This is a genomic window from Silvibacterium bohemicum, from assembly GCF_001006305.1.
GTDB lineage: Bacteria > Acidobacteriota > Terriglobia > Terriglobales > Acidobacteriaceae > Silvibacterium > Silvibacterium bohemicum.
This window is the reverse complement of sequence record NZ_LBHJ01000004.1, coordinates 720,271-744,365: the sequence shown is the minus strand read 5'-3', so window position 1 is coordinate 744,365 and position 24,095 is coordinate 720,271. Positions and strand designations below refer to the sequence as shown.

16 protein-coding genes and 1 tRNA gene are annotated in these 24,095 nt (G+C 58.5%); 6 read left to right on the top strand and 11 right to left on the bottom strand.

Annotated features, from left to right (window positions below):
* Positions 1 to 29: 29 nt before the first annotated feature.
* Positions 30 to 869 carry a pyrroline-5-carboxylate reductase gene (gene proC / locus XX99_RS13810; protein ID WP_050059947.1) on the bottom strand — a complete coding sequence of 280 codons (840 nt, stop codon included), beginning with the start codon at positions 867 to 869 and terminating at the stop codon, positions 30 to 32.
* Between the two features lie 221 nt (positions 870 to 1,090).
* Between proC and XX99_RS13805 the strand changes: the two genes are divergently transcribed.
* Positions 1,091 to 2,614, top strand: a complete 1,524-nt coding sequence (locus XX99_RS13805) for a sensor histidine kinase (protein WP_082125549.1) — start codon at positions 1,091 to 1,093, stop codon at positions 2,612 to 2,614.
* 97 nt (positions 2,615 to 2,711) lie between these two features.
* On the opposite strand, the gene XX99_RS13800 is transcribed toward XX99_RS13805, so the two are convergent.
* The 4 genes from XX99_RS13800 to XX99_RS13785 all read right to left on the bottom strand — a co-directional run bounded on the left by XX99_RS13800 (position 2,712) and on the right by XX99_RS13785 (position 8,220).
* On the bottom strand, positions 2,712 to 4,580 hold the full coding sequence (locus tag XX99_RS13800) for a DUF885 domain-containing protein (RefSeq protein ID WP_082125548.1): 1,869 nt from the start codon (positions 4,578 to 4,580) through the stop codon (positions 2,712 to 2,714).
* A 181-nt stretch (positions 4,581 to 4,761) separates the two neighbouring features.
* Positions 4,762 to 5,805: a sigma-54-dependent transcriptional regulator gene (locus tag XX99_RS13795; RefSeq protein ID WP_231581375.1), complete on the bottom strand. Its 1,044-nt coding sequence runs from the start codon at positions 5,803 to 5,805 to the stop codon at positions 4,762 to 4,764.
* A 140-nt stretch (positions 5,806 to 5,945) separates the two neighbouring features.
* On the bottom strand, positions 5,946 to 6,713 hold the full coding sequence (locus XX99_RS13790) for an ABC transporter ATP-binding protein (RefSeq protein ID WP_050059945.1): 768 nt from the start codon (positions 6,711 to 6,713) through the stop codon (positions 5,946 to 5,948).
* 124 nt (positions 6,714 to 6,837) lie between these two features.
* The gene (locus tag XX99_RS13785) at positions 6,838 to 8,220 is read right to left on the bottom strand and encodes an efflux RND transporter periplasmic adaptor subunit (protein ID WP_156185979.1); all 1,383 of its coding nucleotides are present in this window, start codon (positions 8,218 to 8,220) and stop codon (positions 6,838 to 6,840) included.
* A 358-nt stretch (positions 8,221 to 8,578) separates the two neighbouring features.
* Between XX99_RS13785 and XX99_RS13780 the strand changes: the two genes are divergently transcribed.
* From XX99_RS13780 to XX99_RS13765, 4 genes are all read left to right on the top strand, one after another.
* The gene (locus tag XX99_RS13780) at positions 8,579 to 10,315 is read left to right on the top strand and encodes a GWxTD domain-containing protein (RefSeq protein WP_050059943.1); all 1,737 of its coding nucleotides are present in this window, start codon (positions 8,579 to 8,581) and stop codon (positions 10,313 to 10,315) included.
* 94 nt (positions 10,316 to 10,409) lie between these two features.
* Positions 10,410 to 12,098 carry a carboxypeptidase-like regulatory domain-containing protein gene (locus XX99_RS13775; RefSeq protein WP_050059942.1) on the top strand — a complete coding sequence of 563 codons (1,689 nt, stop codon included), beginning with the start codon at positions 10,410 to 10,412 and terminating at the stop codon, positions 12,096 to 12,098.
* A gap of 119 nt (positions 12,099 to 12,217) precedes the next feature.
* Positions 12,218 to 12,293: transfer RNA gene (locus XX99_RS13770), tRNA-Lys, on the top strand.
* Positions 12,294 to 13,495: 1,202 nt separating this feature from the next.
* The gene (locus XX99_RS13765) at positions 13,496 to 14,683 is read left to right on the top strand and encodes a GNAT family N-acetyltransferase (RefSeq protein ID WP_184085259.1); all 1,188 of its coding nucleotides are present in this window, start codon (positions 13,496 to 13,498) and stop codon (positions 14,681 to 14,683) included.
* 47 nt (positions 14,684 to 14,730) lie between these two features.
* Here XX99_RS13765 and XX99_RS13760 read toward each other — a convergent pair whose 3' ends face one another.
* On the bottom strand, positions 14,731 to 16,113 hold the full coding sequence (locus tag XX99_RS13760) for an alpha/beta hydrolase family protein (protein WP_050059940.1): 1,383 nt from the start codon (positions 16,111 to 16,113) through the stop codon (positions 14,731 to 14,733).
* 99 nt (positions 16,114 to 16,212) lie between these two features.
* Here XX99_RS13760 and XX99_RS13755 point away from each other — a divergent pair, with 99 nt between their 5' ends.
* A complete protein-coding gene (locus XX99_RS13755) occupies positions 16,213 to 17,994 on the top strand; it encodes a hypothetical protein (protein ID WP_050059939.1) in 1,782 nt (593 codons plus the stop codon).
* A gap of 27 nt (positions 17,995 to 18,021) precedes the next feature.
* On the opposite strand, the gene XX99_RS13750 is transcribed toward XX99_RS13755, so the two are convergent.
* From XX99_RS13750 to XX99_RS13730, 5 genes are all read right to left on the bottom strand, one after another.
* On the bottom strand, positions 18,022 to 18,516 hold the full coding sequence (locus XX99_RS13750) for a DinB family protein (protein ID WP_184085263.1): 495 nt from the start codon (positions 18,514 to 18,516) through the stop codon (positions 18,022 to 18,024).
* A 63-nt stretch (positions 18,517 to 18,579) separates the two neighbouring features.
* Complete coding sequence (locus XX99_RS13745) at positions 18,580 to 18,906, bottom strand: hypothetical protein (RefSeq protein WP_050059937.1); 327 nt, start codon at positions 18,904 to 18,906, stop codon at positions 18,580 to 18,582.
* Between the two features lie 215 nt (positions 18,907 to 19,121).
* Entirely contained in the window at positions 19,122 to 20,597 is a 1,476-nt protein-coding gene (locus XX99_RS13740; protein ID WP_184085266.1) for an AAA family ATPase, read from the bottom strand.
* Between the two features lie 273 nt (positions 20,598 to 20,870).
* Positions 20,871 to 22,361, bottom strand: coding sequence for a glycosyl hydrolase family 79 C-terminal domain-containing protein (locus XX99_RS13735; protein ID WP_184085269.1), 1,491 nt, complete (start codon positions 22,359 to 22,361; stop codon positions 20,871 to 20,873).
* A gap of 388 nt (positions 22,362 to 22,749) precedes the next feature.
* Positions 22,750 to 24,039, bottom strand: coding sequence for a VWA domain-containing protein (locus tag XX99_RS13730; RefSeq protein WP_082125544.1), 1,290 nt, complete (start codon positions 24,037 to 24,039; stop codon positions 22,750 to 22,752).
* Positions 24,040 to 24,095: the final 56 nt, after the last annotated feature.

Genomic DNA, 24,095 nt, shown 5'->3' with positions numbered 1-24,095 from the left:
AATAAACACAGATTTCCCCAAATGGTTCCTTAGCCCGCGGCCAATTCCTTGGCGCGTTGGGTGGCGCGCATCACGGCCTTGATCAAGGTCACGCGCAGGCCGCCCTCTTCTAATTCGAGAATGCCATCGATGGTGCATCCCGCGGGAGTTGTGACGGCGTCTTTGAGCAGTGCCGGATGATAACCGGTTTCGAGCACCATCTTGGCCGCGCCGAAGGTGGTTTGCGCTGCCAGGAGCGTGGCGATATCGCGGGGCAGGCCGACCTTCACTCCGGCTTCGGCGAGCGATTCCAGAATGATGTAGATGAAGGCCGGACCGCTGGCGGAGAGGCCGGTTACGGCGTCCATGTGTTTCTCGTCGACGACGACGGTGCGGCCGACGGTTTCGAAGATCCGCGAGGCGAAGGCCATCTGTGCGTCGTTCACGAAGCGGCCCCGGCAGAGCGCGGAGATGCCGGCGCCGAGCATCGAGGGCGTGTTCGGCATGGAGCGGATGACCGCGATGTCCATGCCCGCAGCCTGCTCGATGGCACTGATTCTCACCGATGCAGCGAAGGAAATGAGCAGCTTCTCTGGAGTAAGCGCGGGGCGAATCTGCTCGACCAGGTCCGGAATTTGAAAGGGCTTGACACCAAGGAGGATGACATCGGCCTTTTGCGCGATAGCCAGATTGTCGGTCGAGACTTCGACACCCCATTGTGCGGAGAGAGCGGCAGCGCGATCGGCGTGCGCGACCGTGGCGAGGAGCTGGTCAGGGCTGAGAATCTGTTGCTTCAGAAAGGCTTGCAGGAGGATGCCGCCCATTTTTCCGGCTCCCAGCACGGCCACTCGCAATTGCGACAGGTCTTGATTCAGTGCAGCGGTGTTCATACGTGGTTTAAGAGTACAGGAGCGGGCTTTGCTGTTGATATTCCGACGACAGGAGCGGGAGTAGGCTCAAGGATCAAAGGCAAACATGTTCGCAGGTAATTTGGGCAGACGACGATCAAAACCCGGTTACATCGTCTGCCGCCGGGCATCTATTCGTTGAAAGCGTCTAACGCTTTGTGGATATCGCGGCTGATACCTTACGGACATAAGGAGCGGAGCATATGACGAGCCAGACCCCGGAAGCGGTGGAACAACCCGCGAATCATTCTCCCCTCGAGCTACGGCCATTCGGTCTGGGCTACGGGCAGCTCTGCACGGCTCCCCCGGTTCCTACGCCTGTAGAGGAAATCGTCGAGGCACTGCGCGGTGTGGAACTGCTCCAGGGCCTGACCGACGAGGAATATCTCTGGCTGGCCACGCATAGCAGTGAGCGCGTCGGTCCCGATCAGGCGATCATCTTTCGAGAAGGCGCGCCCGCGCACCATTTCAGCGTCATTCTGAAGGGCGAAGTCTGCGTTTACCGGAAGAATTCCGGCCTTATCACGCTGTCCATTGGACGCACTGGAAAAGTCACAGGCAAACTGCCTTTTTCAAGGATGAAGACCTGGGGCGGTGGCGGCTCGACCTCGGGCCCGGCGTGGATTCTCGATGTTCATGAGGATCTGTTTCCGGAGATGCTGCTTGCCATCCCCTCCATGGGGCAGCGTTGCGCATCGATTCTGGTCGAACGGACCCGTGATTTTACCCGCGCCGAGCAGCAGGCGGAGAAGCTGGATGCGCTTGGAAAGCTGGCCGCAAATCTCTCTCATGAACTCAAGAACCCGGCGTCTGCCGCGCAGCGAGCCGCGCTCAGTTTGCTATCGAATATCGACCGCGACGAAGAGCTTTGCCGCCTGGGCCGGCTCTTCGATTCCGAAGAAGAGTTCTCCCTGTATCGAGAGTGGATATGCCGCGCGCAGAGGATCGTCGAAGCCGCAGCCGCTGCCCAGCGCGCAGATGGTGGCGCCTTGTCGGATGGCGACCGCGAGGATGTGCTGTTGCGCTGGCTCGAAGCGCACCGGGTCCCCGACGCATGGAAGCTTGCGCCAGTCTTCGCCGCAGCGCATCTGCCTGTCGCATCGCTCGAGGAGCTTGCGTCCCAGATCGGAGCAAAGGCTTTTCCCGCCGCCGTAGCCAGCTTCTCCACCTCGTTGAATGCGCGCCTGACCGTGAAGACGATTGCCGATTCCTCTTCGCGCATCTTCAGCATCATCAAGGCCATTCAGGATTACTCCTACATGGATCAGGCTCCCGTTCAGGATGTCGATCTGATCCAGTCGGTAGAGAGCGCATTGACGCTGCTGCATTCGCAATCACAGGGGATCACCATCATTCGTGATTTCAATCCGTCCATGCCCAAGATCATGGCTTATGGCGGAGAGCTTAGCCAGGTGTGGACGGCGTTGATCGAAAATGCATTCGCGGCGATGAACGGCCACGGCGTGCTGAAGATTACGATCACGCTGAACGGAGAAGTGGCCTTCATCGAGTTCTGGGACGATGGGCCGGGCATCGATCCAGCTATCTCTTCGCGTATCTTCGAGCCCTTCTTTACGACCAAGCCGATCGGACAGGCTCTAGGTCTGGGGCTCGATACCGTGAGGCGCATCGTCCACAAGCACCTGGGCTCGGTCACCGTGCAATCGGTTTCGGGTTCGACTTGCTTTCAGGTTCGCCTGCCTATGAATCGGCCCCAGGTGTATTGAGGGGCTGGCCGCGCGCACTTTGAGCAATCGAAGCTGAAGCCCAGCGAGCATCGATTGCTGACGTGAAGCCGCTACCGCGATCGTTGAAGGCTCGCAGTTAGTGGCTTTTCACCTTAACAATCCAAGCATCGATCCTTTGCTCAAGCACATCGAGCGGCAACGCTCCCGAGTCGATGACCTGATCGTGGAAGGCGCTGAGATCGAACTTGCTGCCGAGTTCCTTCTGGGCTTTCGCACGCAGCTCCAGGATCTTGAGCTGCCCGATCTTGTAGCCCAGCGCCTGTGCCGGCCATGCGATGTAGCGGTCGACCTCCGATTGCACCGTCGCATCGTCGAGCCCGGAGTGGTCGTGGAAGTACTGGACCATCTGCTCGCGGCTCCAATGCTCGGAGTGAACTCCGGTGTCGACAACCAGGCGAATGGCGCGGAAGATATCGGTTTCCAGGCGGCCGTAGTCGGAGTATGGGTCCTGGTAGAAGCCGACATCTTTGCCCAGCCGCTCCGCATAGAGGCCCCAGCCTTCGACGAATGCGGTGTAGCCGAGATATTTGCGGAACTCGGGAATGCCAGTCAACTCCTGCGCGATGGAAATCTGCAGGTGATGGCCGGGGATGCCTTCGTGGTACGCGATGGACTCGACATTGGCCAGCGAGCGGTGTTCGAAATCGTAAGTGTTCACGAAGACCTTGCCGGGACGCTTGCCGTCGGGCGTGCCGGGGTCGTAATAGGCGGGCGCCTGATCTTTCTCGATAAATTCCGGAACTGCCTCGACTTCAAGCGGAGCCTTGGGTAGCCGTCCGAAGAGAGAGGGCAGCTTGGGACGCATCTGATCGATGTCCGCGCGAAAGGTATTCAAAAACTGTTCTTTGCTCTGCGGGTGCTGCTTGGGATTGGTATTGATCGATGCACGCAGCGCCGCGATGTCTTTGAATCCCAGTTTCTGCGCGATAGCCAGCATCTCCGCTTCGTCGCGCTTCACCTCGTCGACGCCGATCTGATGAATCTGCGCCGGGGTGAGGTCGGTCGTCGTGCTTTCGCGGACGCGGAAGGCGTAATACTTGTCGCCATCGGACAGCGACGACACGCCGGGGTCGGTGCGGCCTGCGGGGATATACGTAGCCTTGAGGAAGCGCGCGAACTGCGCGTAGGCAGGAAGTACCTGCTTCTGGATGGCGTCGAGAACTGCGGCCTTGATGCGTGTCTGATCTTCGGGAGAAATTGCAGATGGAAATTTTTGCAGCGGCCTGGCGAAGGGCGTGTCTTCGGGCTTTGCCGTGGCGATGGCGTTGACCTGGACAAGCACTTTTTCGAGCAGATACTTGGGCGGCACGCGGCCATCTTCGATGCCTGTGCTCATGTTGGCGCTGATCTGATCGAAGGCGGTAGGAATTTTGGTGAGGCGTGCGGTGTAGTCGTCGTAGTCCTTCACCGTCTCGAAGCTAAGCCGGGGAACCAGTTGGGGCAGCTCGTTGTGCAGCCCGCTGAACTGGTTGACGGGCATCTCCCAGGGCTTGAACTCCGCTTCGGCCTGCTGATCGACGAGCTGACGAATCATCAGGTCTTTGCTGAGGATTTCCTGATCATCCATTCCGGCGGTGTCGATGGAGCCGAGGCGAATGATGGAGTCGCGGCCGCGAGCCAGCTCTTCGTTATAGGCGTCGACGGAGTAATCGGTGAGCTGATCGTTGTAGCGCTTGTCGCCGATGGTTGAGGCGAATTCTGGATCGAGCCGCAGACGGGTCTCCCACATCTCCGCAAAGAGCGCGTTGAGCGCTTTGCGCCGGTCTTCGAGTGAAGCATCCGGAGCGAGGGCGGGAGCGGCGGTTGGAGCGGCAGGAACTCCTAGCTTCTGCTCTTCCGAGTGCTGCGCGGCCTCTTTCTGCACTGACTTGGGAAAGGTCTGGGCGTGGGCCGAGGCAATGGGCAGGACGAGGGCGACGACGGCAACGGCGAAAGATTTCTGCATGGGTTATACGAATCCGTTCGCTCATTGTAGTGGCTGCGATATGCGGAGGTCCGCAAGCTTCAGGGCTGAGCCTTGCGATTTTCGGCGATAACCCGACCAGGAGCGCGGTCGCGATCTAGGCGCGGGGGCCGGTGAATCCAAGACCGGAGGTCGTCGAACCTAAGACCGGAGGTCGGTGAATTTAAGACCGGCGGGATTCGAGCAGGCGGTAAAGGGTGGAGCGGCTGATGCCGAGCAGGCGGGCGGCGCGGAGTTTGTTTCCATCCACCTGCGCCAGGACGAGCGTGATGTGGCGCAAGATGGCGCGGTCCAGATTTGGGTCGTGATTCGGATCGTGGCTTGGATCCTCTGCGGGAGTGTCCTGCCTGCTGCCTCTGCCGGCATCGTTATCCGGCCCTGCGAGATCTGTGCTGCCTACAGAGAAGCCCGGCGAAAGGGAAGGGATGTCGATGGGGCGAATCCATTGACCTTCGCAGGCCATGGCGGCGGCATGGATCGTGTTTTCCAGCTCACGTACATTGCCGGGCCATGGATGGGTCAGGAGCCGGGGAAGCGACTGCGGTCCCAGTCCGCGAACCGGTTTGTTATGGGTTACCGAGAAACGTTCTGCAAAGAAGTCGGCCAGTAGAGGGATGTCTTCGCGACGTTCGCGCAGCGGAGGTAAGGTGAAGCGGATCACGGTGAGGCGATTGGCCAGATCGATGCGCAGCGAGAAGGCCGAGACGAGCTTCCGCACTGGCAGGTTCGTGCTGAAGAAGACCTGGCGCGGGGCGGAATCGGGCAGGCGCCGGGCGTGCTGGTGATCGAGCCACTGAAGGAAATCCAGCAGACGAGCCTGCTGGGCGGCGGTGAGGTCTTCGATGTGATTCAACAGCAGCGTTCCATCTCGCGATTCGCGAATGACCGCGGGCAGATGCTCGAAAAAATGTGGAGCGGGACAGGGAAGAAAGATGCCAGATGCCGCTGGGCCGAGTGCATGCAGGGTGCGCGCGGCGGTCTCCTTGCCGGTGCCGCTTTGGCCTTCAAGGGTGGCGATGCGGAGGTGAGGCGCGGTCGATCGCATCTGCGCGAAGAGGCGCTGCATCACCAGACTTCGGCCGGCCATGAGGCCAAGCGACCATTCGGGATGCTTCGCAGCCGCAGACGCTGCCTGGTGAAGCAGCTGGTCTCTGCTCTGCTTCGAGGTTTGCTCCCCGAATTGCTCCCGAATTTGCTGCCCAGACACCAAGATCAATCGATCCTCTCGTTCCCTTATCGGCGGGAATCGAGAGGAGATGAAAGGATGCTAAGCCATCCGTGGCTCAAGGCGCGAACTGAGAGCCCAGGATTGAGGGCCTTGCGATGCAAGAGGGGATGGAGGATGATTTAGCTATTTTCGGGGCGGCGCACGCGCGAGGAGGGCTGATCGGAGAAAATCTTTCCGTCGCGGATGTGGACGACGCGGTGAGCGTATTCGGCGATATCCGGCTCGTGGGTGACCAGCACGATGGTGTTTCCGTTCGAATGAAGCTGATCGAAGAGCGCCATGATTTCGTCGCCGGTCTTCGAGTCCAGATTTCCAGTGGGCTCATCGGCCAGGATGATCGAAGGCCGGTTGATGAGCGCGCGTGCGATGGCTACGCGCTGCCGCTGGCCGCCGGAGAGCTCGTTCGGCTTGTGATTCATGCGGGTGTCGAGATTGACGGCGCGCAACGCGCCCTGGGCGCGTTCCAGCCGTTCCGCCGCGGGAGTGCCGTTGTAAATCAAGGGCAGCTCCACATTATGCAGAGCGCTGGCGCGGGCCAGCAGGTTAAAAGTCTGGAAGACGAAGCCGATTTCCTTGTTGCGGATGCGGGCCAGTTCGTCGTCGTTCAGTTCGCTGACCAGGTGCCCATTGAGCCAGTACTGCCCCTTGCTCGGGGTGTCCAGGCAGCCGATCAGGTTCATCAGCGTGGACTTGCCGGAGCCGGAGGGACCCATGATTGCGACATATTCGTTGTGCTTGATGCGGAGCGTGATTCCCTGCAGCGCATGCACCTGCTGCTCCGAGCCCATGTCGTAGGTCTTCCAGATATCCTCTACGACAATTACATCGCCTGGCGACACGGCGGCCGCAGTTCTGGCTTCGGTTTCGTTGGTGGTTTCGGTGGTCATCCACTACTCCTATTCGACTACGCGCAAGCGTCCGGCTACGACCTAGCCCAGCCATCGGCTACGACTTAGCCAGGATACGGTTTGGACGCGGTTCAAGTTCCAAAAGGAATCGAGCCAACTGCTGCTAGGATGACGAATCGCTCTTGGGAGGCGCAACCGGTGTCGTATCGCGCTTCACTAACGAATTATCCTTGAGATCGCGCAGAATCTGGAAGGTGCCGGTGACGATTTCATCGCCAGGCTGCAATCCGCCGGTGATCTCGATGTCGGTGGTGCCGGTAATTCCGGTGGCGACCGGAATGAAATGAACGCGGAGCTTGCCCTTGTCGTCGCGCACGACAAAGACGCCCTGAACCTGCTTTTGCGCACTGTTCGCGGCAGTGGCGGCCTGCACCGCATTGGCGCCCTTCTTGGCGCCATCGTCAGGGGCGCGTAAGGCCAGCGCCTGGATGGGAATTGTGACCACGTCGTTCTTCTGAGCTGTAGTGATCTTGGCGGTCGTGGACAGGCCGGGACGCAGCTCCTCGGTGGGAGTGTCCAGAGTGACGACGACCTTGAAGTCCTTCGCCTCTTCCTGGCCGCTGGTGGATTGGCTGGTCGCGACGCCTGTCGAGCGCAGCAGCGCCTGGTCGCCTACCAGCGTGACATGGCCTTTGAAGACCTTCCCGGGAAGGGCATCGACGGAGACATCGGCGCTCTGCCCGATAGCCACGTTGACGATATCGGTTTCGTCGACCTTGACCTCGGCGGTGATCACCGAAACGTCGGCGAGGGTCATCAGCACAGATCCGTTGGTGTCCTGAATACCGGGAACGACGGTTTCGCCCTCGCGCACCGGCAGGTTGGTCACGATGCCGTCGAAGGGCGCCACGGCGATGGTCTTGTTGAAGAGATCGACGTTGGCGGTGAGATTCGAAACCTGGGTATTCATGTGGCCGCGGGCGGAGGCGGTGTTGGCCTTGGCCTGAGCCACGGCGGCTTGGTTCTGAGCGAGCGTGGCGGCATCGGTGTCATACGCCGCTTTCTTAGCGTCATAGTCTTGCTTGGCCATGATTCCGGCCTGATAGAGCCCCTGGGCGCGATCGAAGTCGAGGCGCTTCTGTTCGAGGTCGGCCTTGGCGTGTTCGACGGAGGCTTCCTGCGTCTTCTCCGCGGCTATGGCAGCGGCAATGTCGGTGTTGGCGGCGGCGATGGCTGCCTTCTGGCCTTCGACATTGGCCTCCTGCTCCACATTTTCGACGGTCGCAACCTCTTCGCCCTTATGGACCTTGTCGCCCTCTTTGACATAGAGATGGGTGATGCGGCCAAGGGCGCGAGCGCCGAGGTTCACGTAGGTCTTGGGCTTGATCTGGCCGGTGCCGCTGACGGTCGAGGTCAGGTTTTGCCGCACGACCTTCCCGGTAAGCACCTTGGTGTAACCGGCCTGAGCTCGCACGATGGTGAGAGCCACAATCCCAGCCACGACGGCAACGCCGAGGACAATAATAATGATTTTCTTCAAGCGCACTCTTCCCGATGGCTAATTTGCCGCGTTCCTCGTTCGCCCGATATACGCACGAGGAGTGGAAATGGTTCCCAGTCAAAACGTCAGGTCGAATCGGAGCTTTTTGAACAAGCCTTGCTGTCTTTTTCGTGTCTACGGAGTCTTACTTCCACGGCTTGGGGGCGCGAGTGAATGGGGAAGCAGCTACATCGCCTCCGGGTATCCATGATAGCAGCAGAAACTCCGAAGCCGGATAGCGATTTGGTGTCAGCGAAGCCTGAATTTGATTGAGGTTTAGCGCCCCCAGAGCTGCGGTTGTGCTTGTATATGGGGTTTCAAGTCCGTAAAATCAAAAGGCTGTAGAGGAGCAGTAAGACGGCGTATGTCAAAGGGTCGTTTTCCAGCCATTTTTGCGATCGCCTTCGGTGCGTTTCTAGCGATTCCATCCATTCAGGCGCAACAGACGGATTCACCGGCCACACCTTCACAGGCCACACCGGATGCGCAGGATCAGTCTGCGCCGGCTCAGGATCCGCTCACTCGCCAACGTTCGGACAAGGAGCGCTTCAAGCAACAGAAGGAATTGAAGCAGGAGCTCCACGGCACATATAAGAAGTGGGTGGACGAAGATGTCCACTGGATCATCACGGACCAGGAGCTGAAGGCGTTTAAGAGCCTCAGCAACGACGAAGAGCGGGATAACTTCATCGAAAACTTCTGGCAGCGCCGCAATCCAAACCCGGATTCGCCTGAAAATGAGTTCCGCGAAGAGAATTACCGCCGTATTGCCTACGCCAATGAGCACTTTGCAGCGGGCAAGCCGGGCTGGAAGACGGATCGCGGACATATCTACATTGCATTCGGCAAGGCAGACAGCATCGACTCCCACCCCAGCGGCGGCATGTATGACCGTCCCATGGAAGAAGGTGGCGGCCAGACGTCTACTTATCCCTTTGAGATCTGGCACTATCGCTATCTCGAAGGCATCGGCGAGAACATCGACGTCGAATTCGTCGACACCTGCATGTGCGGCGATTACCACATGACCATCGACCGCTCGGAGAAAGACGCACTGCAGCACGTTCCTGGGGCCGGCGCGACACTTTACGAGCAGATGGGCATGGCCAAGCAGGCGGATCGTTTCCGCGGCGGCCTGGAAAACCTGGGCACCGGGCCGATGTCCTCCCAGCTGCAGAGCAAGCAGTTCGACCGGCTTGAGCTTTACGCCAAGCTGCAGGCTCCTCCTCCGGTGAAGTTCAAGGATCTGGAGTCCTTCCTCGCCAACCACAAGTTGTTGACTGGCCCGATCTTCCCGTTCGACGTGCGGACTGATTTTGTGAAGGTCACGGATGACACGGTGATCATGCCGGTTACGCTCCAGATCAAAAATCGCGACATCACCTTCCAGACCAAGGATGGTGTATCGAAGGGCGAGGTCAATATCCTGGGCCGCGTCTCGACGATTACCGATCACATAGTCCAGACATTTGAGGAGACGGTGCAGGTGGAGCAGCCTTCGGAGCTGCTTCCGAAGACCCTGGACAACTCCCAGCTTTACTGGAAGGCGCTGCCTCTGCGGCCGGGCCGCTATCGCATCGATATCGCGATCAAGGATGTGAATAACCCCGACCACGTCGGCATCTTCGCGCAGGGCGTTACGGTTCCGAAGTATGACGATGACCGGCTTTCGGCCTCTTCGCTGATTCTGGCAGACAAAATGTATCGTGTGCCTTCGAAGCAGATCGGTACGGGAAATTTCATCATCGGCAACACTTTTGTTCGTCCCCGCGTGACAGCAAATGCAGCCACGCCGGTGACCTTTCATCGCGACCAGAGTCTGAGCTTCTGGATGCAGATTTATAACCTGGGCATCGATGAGAAGAGCAAACAGAATGCGGCGACCATCAAATATCAGATTATCGATGTCGCCTCGAACAAAGCGCTTCTGGACACGGAAGAGAACTCCAAGACCATGAGCGCGAATTCCGATCAGTTGACGGTGGAAAAGAGCCTCCCCCTTGCCAGCCTTCAGCCTGGGAAATATGTTGTCAAGGTCATGGTGAATGACAGCGTCTCGAAACAGGAGATCGCCCAGTCGGCGCCATTTACGGTAGATTAGGCGGAAGCGGAAAAACTGCCGGAGAGCAGTCAATCCGCCTTTGGTCCTTACGTTTGGGAGCGAAGAGCCAGGGAGCAATAGACAGATTGGATCTGTGACCAAAAGGTTTTCCATTTACGCCCCGATCATTGTGTTGCTCTGTGCAGCGCTACAGTTCCCCGCCTATGCCCTGACGGATGGAACGGTATCGGGCGTGGTGCGCGACGCCAAGGGTTCGCCTCAGATCGGCACCCTGGTCCAGCTGGTCAAGCCCGATCTCTCGGTGATCTCTCAGACCTTCACCGATGATCACGGTCACTACACCCTCCCCAGGATTCTTCCCGGCGTTTACGGCATCAAGGCTACGGCGGAGCTTTTTCTTCCTACCCTGCGCGAGAATCTGCATATAGCCCCCAGCTCCAAGCTGGTTGTGAATCTCACGCTCAGCACGATCTATGAAGCGTTTCGCTGGCTTCCGGCCCAGCCTCGTCTGGCGGATGAGCCTCAAGATGACTGGACCTGGACCCTGCGCCTTTCTGCCAACCGGCCCTTACTGCGCATGCTGGGCGATGGTCCCATGGTGGTGATGCAGGAGGCGGAAGGCCAGAATGCGGCGTTGAAGGCGCGGGTCACCATCCGCGGCGGGGCGAGTGGATTTGGCGACGGCGGCGTGCATAACGGCTTCGAGGTGCGCCGGTCGAACGACAGCACCCGGCAGTTGCTCCTGCGCGCCGATCTGAGCCAGGCTGACGATCCGGCGCTCAATACCGTTGTTGGCTATGAACAGCAGCTGGCTCCGGGCAGAACTCTGCGCACGGTGGCCGCATTCGTGGATCGACCCGAGATTGCGGGTGGAACGGATATGCAGGGTCTGCAGGCGATGGTGTTTCGCACCGCCCAGACGATGGATCTTACCCCGGCGATTCAGGTCGAAGCCGGCAATGAGTTTGAGGCTGTACACCTGGGAACGACCGCGGTCGCCAACCATCCCTTTGGGTCGCTGCGAGTGCTGGCAGGCGACACCGCGGTTACTTATCGGATGACCACTACGCCCGGTGTGCGGCAGGCGGACCAGATCGACCGGGCAAGTACGCTGGTTCCGGCGCTTGGGGAAACGAACGGGAAGCTGGAACTCGAGCACGGGCTGCACCAGGAGCTCTCGCTGAGCAAAGGCGATGGGAATGTCCGGTGGAGCATGACGGTATTCCACGATCGGGATGCCAATCCGATGATCGAAGGCGGCGGCACAATCTCGCAAGCCGACTGGAAGAGCGGCGATCTGCTCTACGATTCGGCGACGGACACGCTGCGGATCGCAGGTGAAGGCTTCGCCAGTAACGGCGCCGTACTCGAGCTCAAAGACATGCTGCCGGACGACATGTGGATCTCCTTCGCCGCGGCGACGGGCGACGCTCTTACGCTGGATGCGCAGCCGCTACCGGTGACCCTGGAACATGGATTGCTCAGCCTGCGCCCCGTCCGCACCGAGATGTACTCGGCATCCTTCGGCGGCAAGCTAACCCGCGCCAGGACCCAATGGCAGGCCTCGTATCGCTGGCAGCAGCCCGGTTCGATGACCTCGGTCGATGCGTTCAATCGGAATCTGGCCGATCCTTATCTGAGCTTTTTCGTCCGGCAGCCGATCCACTATCGCTGTGTCCTTCCCAGTGGATTGGAGGCGATCATCGACGTGAGAAATCTCCTCGCGCAGGGCTATCGCCCGATGGTTACCAGCGACGGCAGTGTGCTCTATTTCGCGCAAGCGGAACGAGCGGTTGAGGGCGGCCTCGCCTTCACTTTCTGAGCATCGATCTGCTGCGGCAGCGAGCTAATCCACGCGAATTTTTGTGTTATATTCAATGAGGCGGTTGAGTCGTTTTACACGCTCCCACCATCTCAAGCCGAGGTTCTTCGGCACCCACTGGACGCGTAGCTCAACTGGCAGAGCATTCGACTCTTAATCGACAGGTTGGTGGTTCGATTCCACCCGCGTCCACCATCCACAAGAATACGTCAATCCATGACTCGGGCATCGCGTCTGCGGGACCATCCGCGAGTGGTGGATCTCCCCGAGATTTCTGACGTGACTGCATCATGGGGCCTTCTTTTTGAGCCCGCACAAAAAGTAGCCGAAAGATAGTCTCTTCTAGCCGAAAGATAGAGCTTTGTGATTGTTTCCGGGCGCTAGTCTGTTCCAGCCCATGAAAGAGTTCATTCAGCTTGCCTCGGTGTGGAAACCCCGCTGGTTCTGGTCGATCATCCGAAAAAGAGAAGATTATCGCTGCTTCCGCTGCCGCACGCCGATCACATTTAAGGAGCGCCTGTCATACTTCTCGACGGGCTTTTGCCAGAACTGTTCGTTTTGCAAATGATGCGCATCCTCGATCGCCACGAGGGCTGAGACCGCGGAGAAGATGATTGGAGTTCTTCCATCCTGGCGTGGTTCCGATCTCCTAATAGTGCGCTGATGGGTTGAACGTCGACAGCGCCCGGCCGACCTGGTGCTGCGCGTTCGTGTTCGCCCATGTACCTGCGGCACAAAAAATCGAATGCTCACTATCTACTTTTCAAACTGCTGGCCGATAGAGTTTGGATCCACTTGCTTTGCTGCGCAAGGTAGATCCAGAGGGTAGATTCAGGGCCAGATGTTTTTCGGACGATGTCGCACTCCCATTGCTGGAGATGCGAGACATAACCGCGAGCCACCGCGTGTTTGGCGTTGCAGCGCGGCGATCGATTGCGTCGCCGCCGTATATCGAGCCAAACGCCTTTGGGAATTCCCCTGTCTGCCGATGATCTGGAGGACAGAGTCGCGCTCAAGACCCAGAAAACGTGCGCTCGTTCCAGAAAGATCTCAAGAGAAAGATGACGCACGCGCGGTTTCTCCAGAATCTGCACGAATCTCTGAAAACTGCATCTACTACTACTGGAAAGGTAGTTCGGCCCGTGCGAACTGTCTTCAATTCCTGGTAATGGGAGCTTTAACGTAAGGCTCGCGAAACTATTTTCCCTAAACCGGTAAATGGCAGTCGACAGAAAAGGCGTTTTCAAAATATTGTCATTACGAATTATTCAGCAAACTGTAACATATGAAATATTTTTAGATGCATCCGATTCAAGTTGCAGGTTAGCTCGTCTAGTTGGACTGTACTTCGGATGTTTAACGCTTCATCCTTTCCTCCAATGACATCGATCGCTGGCATGCGAACAGAAACGCTGAGTGACGCACGGAGCTTTGTCCGGTATTGGGACGAGATCGATGCTCTGCGCCGGGAAGTGGGCGCGGAGGACGATGTCCTGCAAGACCCGCTGCATTTTTTAGCTGCTACTGACGACACGCGCCGTTCCTGCTCGGTAGCCTGCTGGGAGGGCGATGTGTTAATCGGCCTGGTCTATGCCACCCAACACTATGTACGCGGAGTTGCTACAGGTTTTGCTATCGGCGGCGACTATGTCGGTCGAGGGCTGCTGCTGTGCCGCCCCGAGCGTGAGGCCGCAGTTATAAAGGCGTCGATCGAAAAAATACTCTCCGGCGGAGTTCATTCGCTTCACCTTCGTGTCCTGCGAAGGACGGATGAGAAGACGCAGGTGCCGGGCACGCGAATGAAGTATCTGGACGCGGTTGTGCCGGGAGACCGCATGATCCTTACCGGCAGCTTTGATGAGTTCCTCGGAACGATGGGAAAGCACACGCGCAGAAATATTCGCAACTACATCAGGAAGGCAGCGAGCGCCGGTATCGAGTTCGTGCCCTCGCTGACCCGGCAGGAGTATGAGGCCGGGGTCCATCGCCTGAATACCAGCACGGCATTTCCGGTGGAGGAAGCAAGGCTCGTCCGGGACGAACGCCTGCTGGCATTTCACTCGGGCAGCCAGAGGATGGGCTTGCGCGACGAGCACGGGAATTGGGTGGCGATCCTATGCGGGTTTACCCAGGGGGATCGATTTCACCTGCTGACCCAACTCAACGACGTAGGTTTCGAGCATTTAAGTCTATCGGTGGTGCTGCGAGGACGCATGGTCGAGTCCCTGATTTCATCCGGGCATGCAGAGCTGCAGTTCATGGGGGGCACCTCGTTGAGTTTCGGCCGATTCTGCGCACCGCAAATGTATCGCTCGATTTTTATCGATAAGCAGAGAGGGCTGGCGGCCGTGGCCAAGCATCTCGGCAGCAGAATTCTGGAGCTAATGGCTCGCATGGGGCGGCCGATACCCAAGACGCTCGAAATGATCTGCAGTGGATATTTGGAAGAATGGCGGTTGATGGAGCGCACTGCGGTGGGGCCTGCGGCGGTGGCATTTGGGCATGGGGCGTCTGGCGTTACGCCGGAGGCTGCTCCTCAACTCAGCAACGAGCATGAGCCCGGCACGCTGTCTGAAAAGTCTTGAACTGTAATTCCGAGCCGGCATTGGCGGCGCGCGTTTGAGAAGTTCTCCTATTGCCGCTGCAGAAACCGGAAACTTACTTCGGGAAACGGCTGATCCGTGTTGCGCAGGATTGCCGGGTCTTCTCCGCGAAGAGTCTTGCCGAAGAACGCAAGAACGTAGGTTCGCAGAATCGCGTACTCACGCTCTACCGGAATTGTTCCCGCGCCCGATGAACTTTTGCGAGGAGAGAAGAGGCTGCGGTCGGTAAAGCTGGGATGTGTGCTGCCGTGCAATGTGATCTGGTAGCCGTTCGACTTCTGCATCATCGTTGTGTCGCCGAGATCGAGGAGAAGATCGATGAGCGCACCGCGGTCCTGATGTAATTCTGCAGGCGTGAATTGCGTGACGTCTTCTTCGATCATCATGAAAGGCTTGGCAGAGCCCTCTTGCTGAATCTGTCCCCAGAATGATCCATCCATATCAAGCGCAGATTTGATCCTGCTGTCTTCGAGAGAGGCCTGGGCTGCGACCGATCCTCCTATGGAGTGTCCCAGCGCCCCGACGCGATCCATATCGACGCGTCGATAAAACGGGCTGGTCTGATCTCCGCTCCAGCATTGGAACTGATCCAGCACAATGCGATTGTCGTCCACCTGGATCTCCTGCTGCTTTGCAGCGTAGACCTTCAATTGATCGAAGCTGTGAGTCTCGAAGTCGATTCCTTCACCGAGGTCGGGCTGTTCCACGTGTCCGTCTGGAAAAGCCGTTGGACCTGAGTTGCCGGTGTGATCGATGCCGATGATGATATAGCCGTGGCTGGCCAGTTCCTCGACAAGGTAGGTGTAGTAAGTGCGCCGGCCACCCCAGGCGGGATTGAGAAGTAGTAGCGGGAACGGATGGCTGCTTTGCGCGAAAGGAGCGTTCCAGCGGGAGTGAGTCCACAAGACGGCTTGATAGGAAGATATGAGATTGGTTTCCGCCAGCTTGCGATAAGGGGCACGCGGAGCATGCGATGGCGCGGCCGGATACCAGACCTGAATAACTAACTCGCGCTTGCCGGTGGAGTTCGCCGACGAGGGATCGGATGGATGATCGTTGACCAGTGTCAGGATGCGAGTGCCGATGGCATAAGTACCGGTGGGAGCGGGCAGCTTGAACATGGGGAGCATTGCCGACGCGGCGCAGGTTCCGAGCGTTAGAAGCAACATCGCCACAGCAACGATCCGCTGGATCATCGGTCTTCGAAAAGCGAAGGCAGCGGCGAATAAAAGCACGGCAAGATACGCGGGAGCCATCTGCCAGTGCGGGCCTTCTAAGACGGCATGCAACAGCAATACGAGTAGATCGAGAAGAAGCAGGCCGGACAGGATGCGCCGCGGAGTTCTCTGCAAGAATGCGGCCAAGGCGCTCGCAACAACCAGCAGAGCAAGTAGGATTTCGAACGTTCGCATCGTTTCATATTCCTTTGCGGTGAGCCACGCACAGGGTATCGTATAGCGTGTTGCCGAACTTTGTGAGAGGAATGGAGCGAAGTCGGGCTCTCATCGATAATGTCAGCAATCAACGCGACGGAAGGCTCCGCCGCTACCGGCCCGGTCAGTCGCAGGAGAGAACTCAACGAACCTCTCGGGCGGCAGGTTACGCTTACCTGCTTTGTCCTCTTTCTCGGAGCCATCGAAGGATGGTTCAAACGCACCGACTTCGCCACCGATGCCATCTCTTATCTCGATATCAGCAGAGCGATCCCCGCCAGAGATTGGAAGATGGTATTCAATCCGCTGTGGAGCGTCGGTTATCCCTTATTGCTTGCGGCGGCGCGCCCGTTCTTTCCATCGAGCGCCAACGGGGAGTGGCTTGCCATCCATGTTCTCAATCTCATTATTTTTCTAGGCACATGGCTGGCCTTCCTTTATCTCCTGAAGAGCTTCAACTCTTTGAGCGAAGATTTACCCCTGGAAGAGGCTTTGCAGCGGCGCAGGTTTGTTCACTATGCCGGCGTCTGTATCTTCATTGCGATTCAGCTCTGCATCGATTCCGTTTCTCGTGTTGGCCCCGACCTGCTGGTCACTACTTTCTTCTTTCTTGCAACGGCTACGATCTGGCGCTTGCTTGGAAATCCCAACTATGGACGCGCCATTGTTCTCGGCGTCATCTTAGGCGTGGGATATTGGATCAAAGGCATTTTCCTTCCGCTCTCTTTCATCCTGCTGCTAGTGACGGCTGGCGCATTCCTCTGGAAGAAGCGGCGAATTGCGCCGGTCCTGATAGCGTTTCTAGTATTCGCGGTAGTTGCCGCACCTTATGTTGCTGGGCTGTCCTGGTCGTACGGGCATTTCACCACGGGCGAATCGGGCCAGTTGAACTATGCGTTCCATGTGAACTATCTGCCGCGATGGACAAACTGGCAAGGCGGTCCCGCGGGGTATGGGACGCCGGTTCATCCTACGCATGAGGTATTGAAGGGGCCTGATCTCTTCGTTTTTGGCGAGCCTTACCACAATACCTATCCACCTTTCGGCAATGTTGTTTATTGGTATGAAGGGTATCGGCATTTCTGGAGCGCGAAGTACCAGGCGATTGGGATTGGGCGCGATCTTGGTTATCTGGCGAAGATATTGGTTGGGCAGCCGATCTTCTACGCCGTGCTTCTTTCTACTCTGCTCTTACTTGCTGCGGCGGAAAATCGTCGCGCCATGCTGAAGACGGCGCTAAGTTTTTGGCCGTTCTATCTTCCGGCGCTGCTGGGAATTCTGCTCTACGTTCAGGTTCACCTTGAGGACCGCTATCTCGGATCGTTTTTCGCCATCCTCTGTCTGCTCCCGTTCGTGACGGTTGCGGCACTGAGCAGCTTGCCGTCGCGCAAAACGCGTACGCAAATTTTCGCGATCATGACGCTTGGAGCCGCTCTTAACTACCTTCTGGTCGACCGCGATATTTTTTCGCACATCGCCCATCACTACACTTATGCGGAAAATCCGCAGTGGAAGCTGGGCATGGGACTACAGCGGCTGGGCCTCAAGCCGGGAGACGAAGTTGCCGCTATCGGTGGACCGAATGCGAGCTGCACCTGGGCCTATGTCGCGCACCTGCGGATTGTGGCCGAACTGGGCGGCGATCCTTTCGATCAGCGTAATCCGCATCAGGCTCCGGCAGGTGCGGAAGTTCAGGAGTTCTGGCACGGCTCGCCTGAGTTGCAGGGAAGAATCCTGACATTGTTTCGCAATGCGGGAGCAGCTGCGGCGGTAGCTTCCAATAAGCCATCCGATGTGAGCACGCCGGCAGGCTGGCAGCGTGTGGATGGAACCGACACCTGGGTTTATCTTCTGCACTAGACTGTAGCGGCCGTGCTTGAGAGGAGTTTATCGCGGCCGTGGCGTGGTCAGGTCGAGGTCTTGCTGCGTCATCTGCTTGGTCAGCAGGATGATCTGTCCGGTGTGCTGTTGCACGTGACCCACGACCTGATAAATCGCTTCGAGAATGGTGACGTCCCGATTCTGAGGGCGAATGCGCTCCTCGAGCCGCTGCGTAGGCAAGTGCCCGAGGACATCGTTTGCTTCTGCAATTGTTTTCTTGAACAGGCCGATGAGCTCGGCCCCGGTGAGGCTGCCCGCGGCTGAAAATTCCTGGTCACGGGTGCGCACGTCAGAGTTGGCGCCGACGCCGTGCATGATCCACTGGCGAGTACTGCCGCACAGATGCAGGATGAGATTGCCGATAGTATTTTCGTGGTCGGCCTGACGCTGCCACACTTGATCATTGGTGAGTTTTTGCAGACATGCTTCGACGCACCTGACCATGTCCTCCAGCTTCGACGTGGAGTGGCGCAGAAAGATGGTTCCTATTTCAGAGCTCATGGGGTGAGTGTATTCGTTTCGCATGTTTTGCGGAATCGACGACACAAGGTGCTCCGCCTGGGATTAGTTCAAAGCCAATCCCAGCCCGTGGACCGACGCGATTTCATAATGCGCCGATTTTTCGTCATACCGTAGAAGATATTTGCGGCGTTCCTCGGGGACAATGGCGGTTTCAAAATCTTCACCGGCAACGGCGCGTATGGCCTCGATCGAGTCCCAGAGGATGATGGTGATGAATTCGACCTCTGCGTCTTGCTGCCTGCGCAGGAGATAACTGCCGATGTAACCGCTCGCCATGCCGATGCCGGGCAACAGCTCGGGTTTCAGCATAGCCTCATAGAGGCTGGCATCTTCGGCTCTGGTATATCCACGCCACACTCTCGCAATCATCTTTCACCTCAGGGCGCCTTCGGCATCGTGGATGTGGGGCAGCCCGAATGTACGGATATTAGTCTGAGGCGGCGGGTTGTCGATACGAAAATTTTATTCGGGGATAAAATCGTGCACCGCACGCCGGGATGTTCCAGCTCCGCGCTGCTGCACGTGCGTCGCGGTGTAAGCAGGCTTCGGCGGATCGCCTTGGAAGATGGACTACGTAGTTGCGGTTACCGTGCCACTCCGCCGGCTTCCGCATGTGCGGCGATCTCGTAGGCCACGCTCGATTCCTGCCCGGCGAACATGGCGCGCAGGCGCTCGGCGACCCGGCGATGCCAGTGCGCACGCCGTGCGGCGGGCATGCGCGCATAGAGCGCTTCGCGATACAAAGCGTGAGAGAAGACGTAAAACGCCGATTGCGTTCCGTCGGGCAGCTCGTCGTGTCCGGCGATGGTGAGGAGACGGACGCGGCGTACCAGCTTAGCGTAAGCTTCCTCAACCTGGTCGATCGTGATCTCCAGCGCCGCAGCCGCAGCCCATGCGGGGAATATGGTTCCGGCGATGCTTCCGGCTTCGAGCAGCCGGCGGTCTTCATCGGTGAGTTTTTCGAGCTGGAACTCGATGATGCCGGCCAGACCCTCGGGCACGCCCAGTTCGATTTCGCTGAGCGGCACGCGCAGACTCAGCTGCCCATCGTCGAGCCGAAAGATGTTCTGCGTGCGCAGGTGCTCGAGCACCGCGGTCATGAAGAGCGGGTTGCCGGCGCAGTGCTGATGAACCAGGCTGGAGAGGCCGGAAGGCAGCTTCTCCGAATGAAGTTCGCGGCGGAGATATGCGGATATCGCCTGTTTGTCGAGCGGCCCGAGGCGCAATTCCTCACTGCGGCGATTGGTGAGCAGGTCCTGCTCGAGCAGACGCAGCGGATGCTCGGTATCGATGTCGCTCGGGCGATAGCTGGCCAGCACCATGAGTTTGGCCCGCGACCTGCGGCGTGCAAGGGCAGAAATCAGGTCGAGGGTCGAAGTGTCCGCCCAGTGAATGTCTTCGAAGATGAGCAGCAGCGGGTGATTGGCCGCGAGCGATTCGAAGGCCTCGCAGAGCTCTCCCACGGACGACCCGCCGTTGCGGCCGGTCCATCCGGGCGCGAGCGAGTTCAACAGGGAGCGTGCTTTGCCATCGTCGCAGGAGCAGAGATCGTTAAGAGCTTCGCGCACGGGATAGAAGGCCTCTTTGCCTCCGAAGCCTTCGATCGACTGTCCGCGTGCGACGCGAAGGCCTTCTTCCTCGCAGTGTTGTGCGCAGAACGCGTCGATCAGTGCGGTTTTGCCGATGCCCGGCTCTCCGGTAATAAAGAGGGTGGAGCGTTCTGCTTTCTTGACGCGATTGAGATGGTCGACAAGAAAACCCTGCTCAAACTCACGTCCTACCAGCGTGGCGGACAATCCCGCATTGCTGGCAGAAGACACATCGGTCACTGCGCAGAGAAAGCGATAGCCGCGCTTGGGTACAGTCTGAATGTAACGTGGGTAGGAGGGGTCGTCACCGAGGAGCTTGCGCAGCTCAAGAATATAAGTGCGCAACACCTGTGGCTGAACGTAGGTTTCGGGCCACAACGCTTCGAGCAGCTCGTCATGCGTGACCAGCCTCTGCGAGTTCTCAACCAGATAGCGCAGGACGGCGAATGGGCGCGGAGTGAGGGAGATCATTGCCTCTCCGCGCCACATACACTCATTCTGAGGGTCGATGCGAAAATCGCCGAACTGTTGCATTGCTCGAATGGACTCCTCATCCACAGTATCGGTTAGCAACCGGATTGTCGTCACGCGTTCGTGAGAAGCATCACTTCTGGCACTTGCGCGAGTCATCGACGAAGGCTAACGCCGCTTACGGACGATCGGCATCCGTGACTTGAAGGGCCCCAGGCTGTATCGACATATCTAGTTCAACAAGCGAAACTACGCAGGGGAGCGGCGGACAGTTCATAGCCGCTTGAACGAGACGAGCGCTGCGCTTGCAGACGGCACTTCGATTGTTGCTGCATTGTCAACGATAGAAACCCGCTCCAGGCTTGAATATTCCCACTTCCCGCCGCCGTCGACGCCATTCGCGCCCAGCACGATTCCAGTTGTTGCTTCCAGACCAGAAGCTGTGAGGCGCAAGACGGACGCTTCCTCGGAACGTTCCTGCGGCTGAATAGCGATTCGGGCACTCCGATCTTTATGTTTGTTGAAGATGACGGCTTTGATGCTCCCTGAATCCGAACGCAGAGAATAGGCGGTGAGTAGAGGCTCGTCCTGCTGATATTCGAGGCTGGATGCGAGCAGCTTACCCGCTCCGGCCTGCGCGAAGAGCAGCATTCCGTAAAAGATGGGCCGCGCCGTAAATCCTTTTTCGCGAGTGCCGGCGATGGGTGTGTACCATCCGAAGCCTCCACCGTGGAAGTTAATGCCTTCTCCCCCGGCCTGGGCGAGCTGATACATCAACTCCGCTCCCCATAGAGCGGACGCGAAGGTATCGCTGACTCCCTCTTTGCCGCCCGAATAGCAGGAGTTGGTTTCCGCCAGCCGAAAGGGAAGGCCGGTGTCCTTTCTCGTCTGCCCCATTCCAGCGAATTGAGACTGCAGTTTGGGATTCGGTTGGAGAAGCCGAGCGATGGTCATGGAAGGATCGGTCGGCGGTCCCTCGGCGTAGTAATGCTGCGAAAGAGAGACGATGTCCTGCTTGAATTCGTTCGCGAACGGCAACAGCCATTCGTTGTTGAAGGCTGTATCGGGTCCGGCAAATGGCGCATCGGGAACGCGCTTCTTGATTGCTTCGTAGAAGCTGCGCCACTCCTTGGCAAAGTCGGGATAGGCATAGCCGGCCTTGCGGATGCCGTTTCTGGAAAAGAGATCGGGCTCGTTGCAAAGTTGAAAAGCGATGAGCCTCGGCCCAAAAGTGTTGAAGACATAGGCCGCTTCCTCGGCAGCCGTCTCGGGCGTCCCGGTGCCCAGGTTGAGCCCGTAGATCAGCTTCCATCCCAGGGCGTCGACAAAGCCGCGCAGGTTGCGGATGGCATGAGGCGTGATGATGGTGGGCTTGGGCGGAGCCTTGCCGGTATCCGGACCGACTGCGGCACCCGGCTGCGCGGGCGCGTCGGCGCCCATGGCTGCCGGCGTCTCAGCCGTCCACCGGGAATATTCGCTGGTGTTGCCGCCGATGCGGAGAACTCCCGAGCCTCCGAGGCGGCGCATCAGGCCAACCAAATCTCTGTTGGAGGGAGAGAAGAATTCGGGATCGCCGAGCTGCGCGGTTTCATAGCTGAGACCGGTGAAGTCGGGACCGATGACGTTTCCTTCGCGGCTTGGGTCGATGGTCAGCCGGGCAATAGCGGCCGAGTCAGGCGCTCCCCACCCGCGTTTTGCGATGAGGGTCGAGCTGGAGGCAAGAGCGGAGAGGCGCAGAAAATCCCGGCGATGCATAGCTAGCATTCGATCATTGGCGGCTTCCTTACGCAAATAGCTCGCCTCTGAATTGATGCCATTTCAGATCGCGCGGAGCCACAATAATTTGTGGATAAATTCGGGTGGCAGGTAGCTGGGAAGCGGGTAGCTAAGGCGCGGTTGGCTCTAGTCCGGTTGGCTCGAAACTGGCAGAGCCGCGTACGAGATCGCTCAAGTCTGGGCCCGTCATTCAGGGCAGGTCGTTCTAATGGCCGACGGAAGCAAGAATTCCGGCGAAGCGACAGTGAAATGGCTGATCCGCGGGCCAAGCTTCACGCGCTCTCTCAAAAACAGATCGGGTGGTTTGTCATCGACCAAAAAGAAAGCCTGCCCAACCGGGCAGGCTTTCTTTTTGAAACTTTCGGATGATGACCGGCTATTGCGTCATATTGGCCAACGACGGGTAGTAACCTTCCTTGGCGGTGACGTCGAGACCGGAAATCCCTTCCACCCGCACATCGACCGAGTGATGCTTTTCGCTGAGAGATGGCGCGTGGCTGTAGTACCCGAGAGTGTACTGGGTGCGCACCGAGCCGGTGATCGCGGCGAAGCTCTTCTGCATACCATTCTCGGAGAACTGGGATTCCAGATAGCCGCCCGTAAAGGTGGTGTATTTGGGCATCACGTTGTCCGCGGGCAGCAGGGGCAGCTTGACCTTATCCAGGTAGCCGACGCCCCAGGTGGCTGCGTCTCCGACCAGCGTGCCGTAGACGGTAATGTTGTTGGTCAACAGAAACCTCAGCACTTCCTTTTGCGAAGCGGTGCTGCGCTTTTCCTTACCGTCGGTGATGACGTAGAGGATGCGACGCCGTCCCTTGGGCTGCCGGGAGAGCATCTGCGCAGCGTAGAGAATAGCATCGTTGAGGGGGTGGGATTCCCTGGGAATCGTCAGGAAGTTACCCGGATTACCACGCTGCGGAGCCAGGTTGGGATCAGGCGAATTGCCGTTGATGGACATGCCAGACGCCAATGGGCCGGTAGGCTGGGGCACGCCCATATCGCGTCCTGGACGCTTGGCCTGTTGCAGCGCTACGGGCAGGCGTGCGCCCTGAGCGCCGGTGAAGTCGGTGATCGTCTGCGGGTTGTTGTTGTAGGTGATGACGGCAACGGTATCCGCAGGAGAAAACGCGCCGGTGACCGCGGCCAGACTCTCGTTGACTTTCTGCATGATGTCCGACGGCAGCGTCTGGTCGATGACGAAGGCTACGGAGAGCGGATACGGATCGACGGTGAAAAAAGCGATTTTCTGGCGCTGGCCGTCTTCAAAGATGCGGAACTGCCGCCAGGTCAGACCGGCTACAAGCTGGTGGTGCTTGTCGCGCACGGTGACGGGAATGTCAATGTAATTGACTGGAACGTGGATCGTGAAGGCCTGGGCATCCGCGGCGGTCTTCGGCGTTTCCGGAGCTTCCGTCTGAAAAGTATCGGGAGCGGGCGGCGTGGTTGGAGCGGGCGCCTGGGTGGTCTGTCCGGGAGGCAAGTCGGGGCTGCTCTGTTTGTCGACAATGGTGCCTGACCCGGGAGTGACCTGGCCTTTGAGATCGGAAAGGCCGGATGGTGCAGGCGCGTCCGGAATGTTAGGGGGCGTTTGCTGCTGCTGCGGTTGTTGTTGCGCGGCTCCCATCATGAACAGGGAGAACGCGATTGCCAAGGCGCCTTGCGTCACCAGAAATCCTCCAACTACCTTCCATACGTGGCCCGGCGGTTCCGGACCCTTTCAAA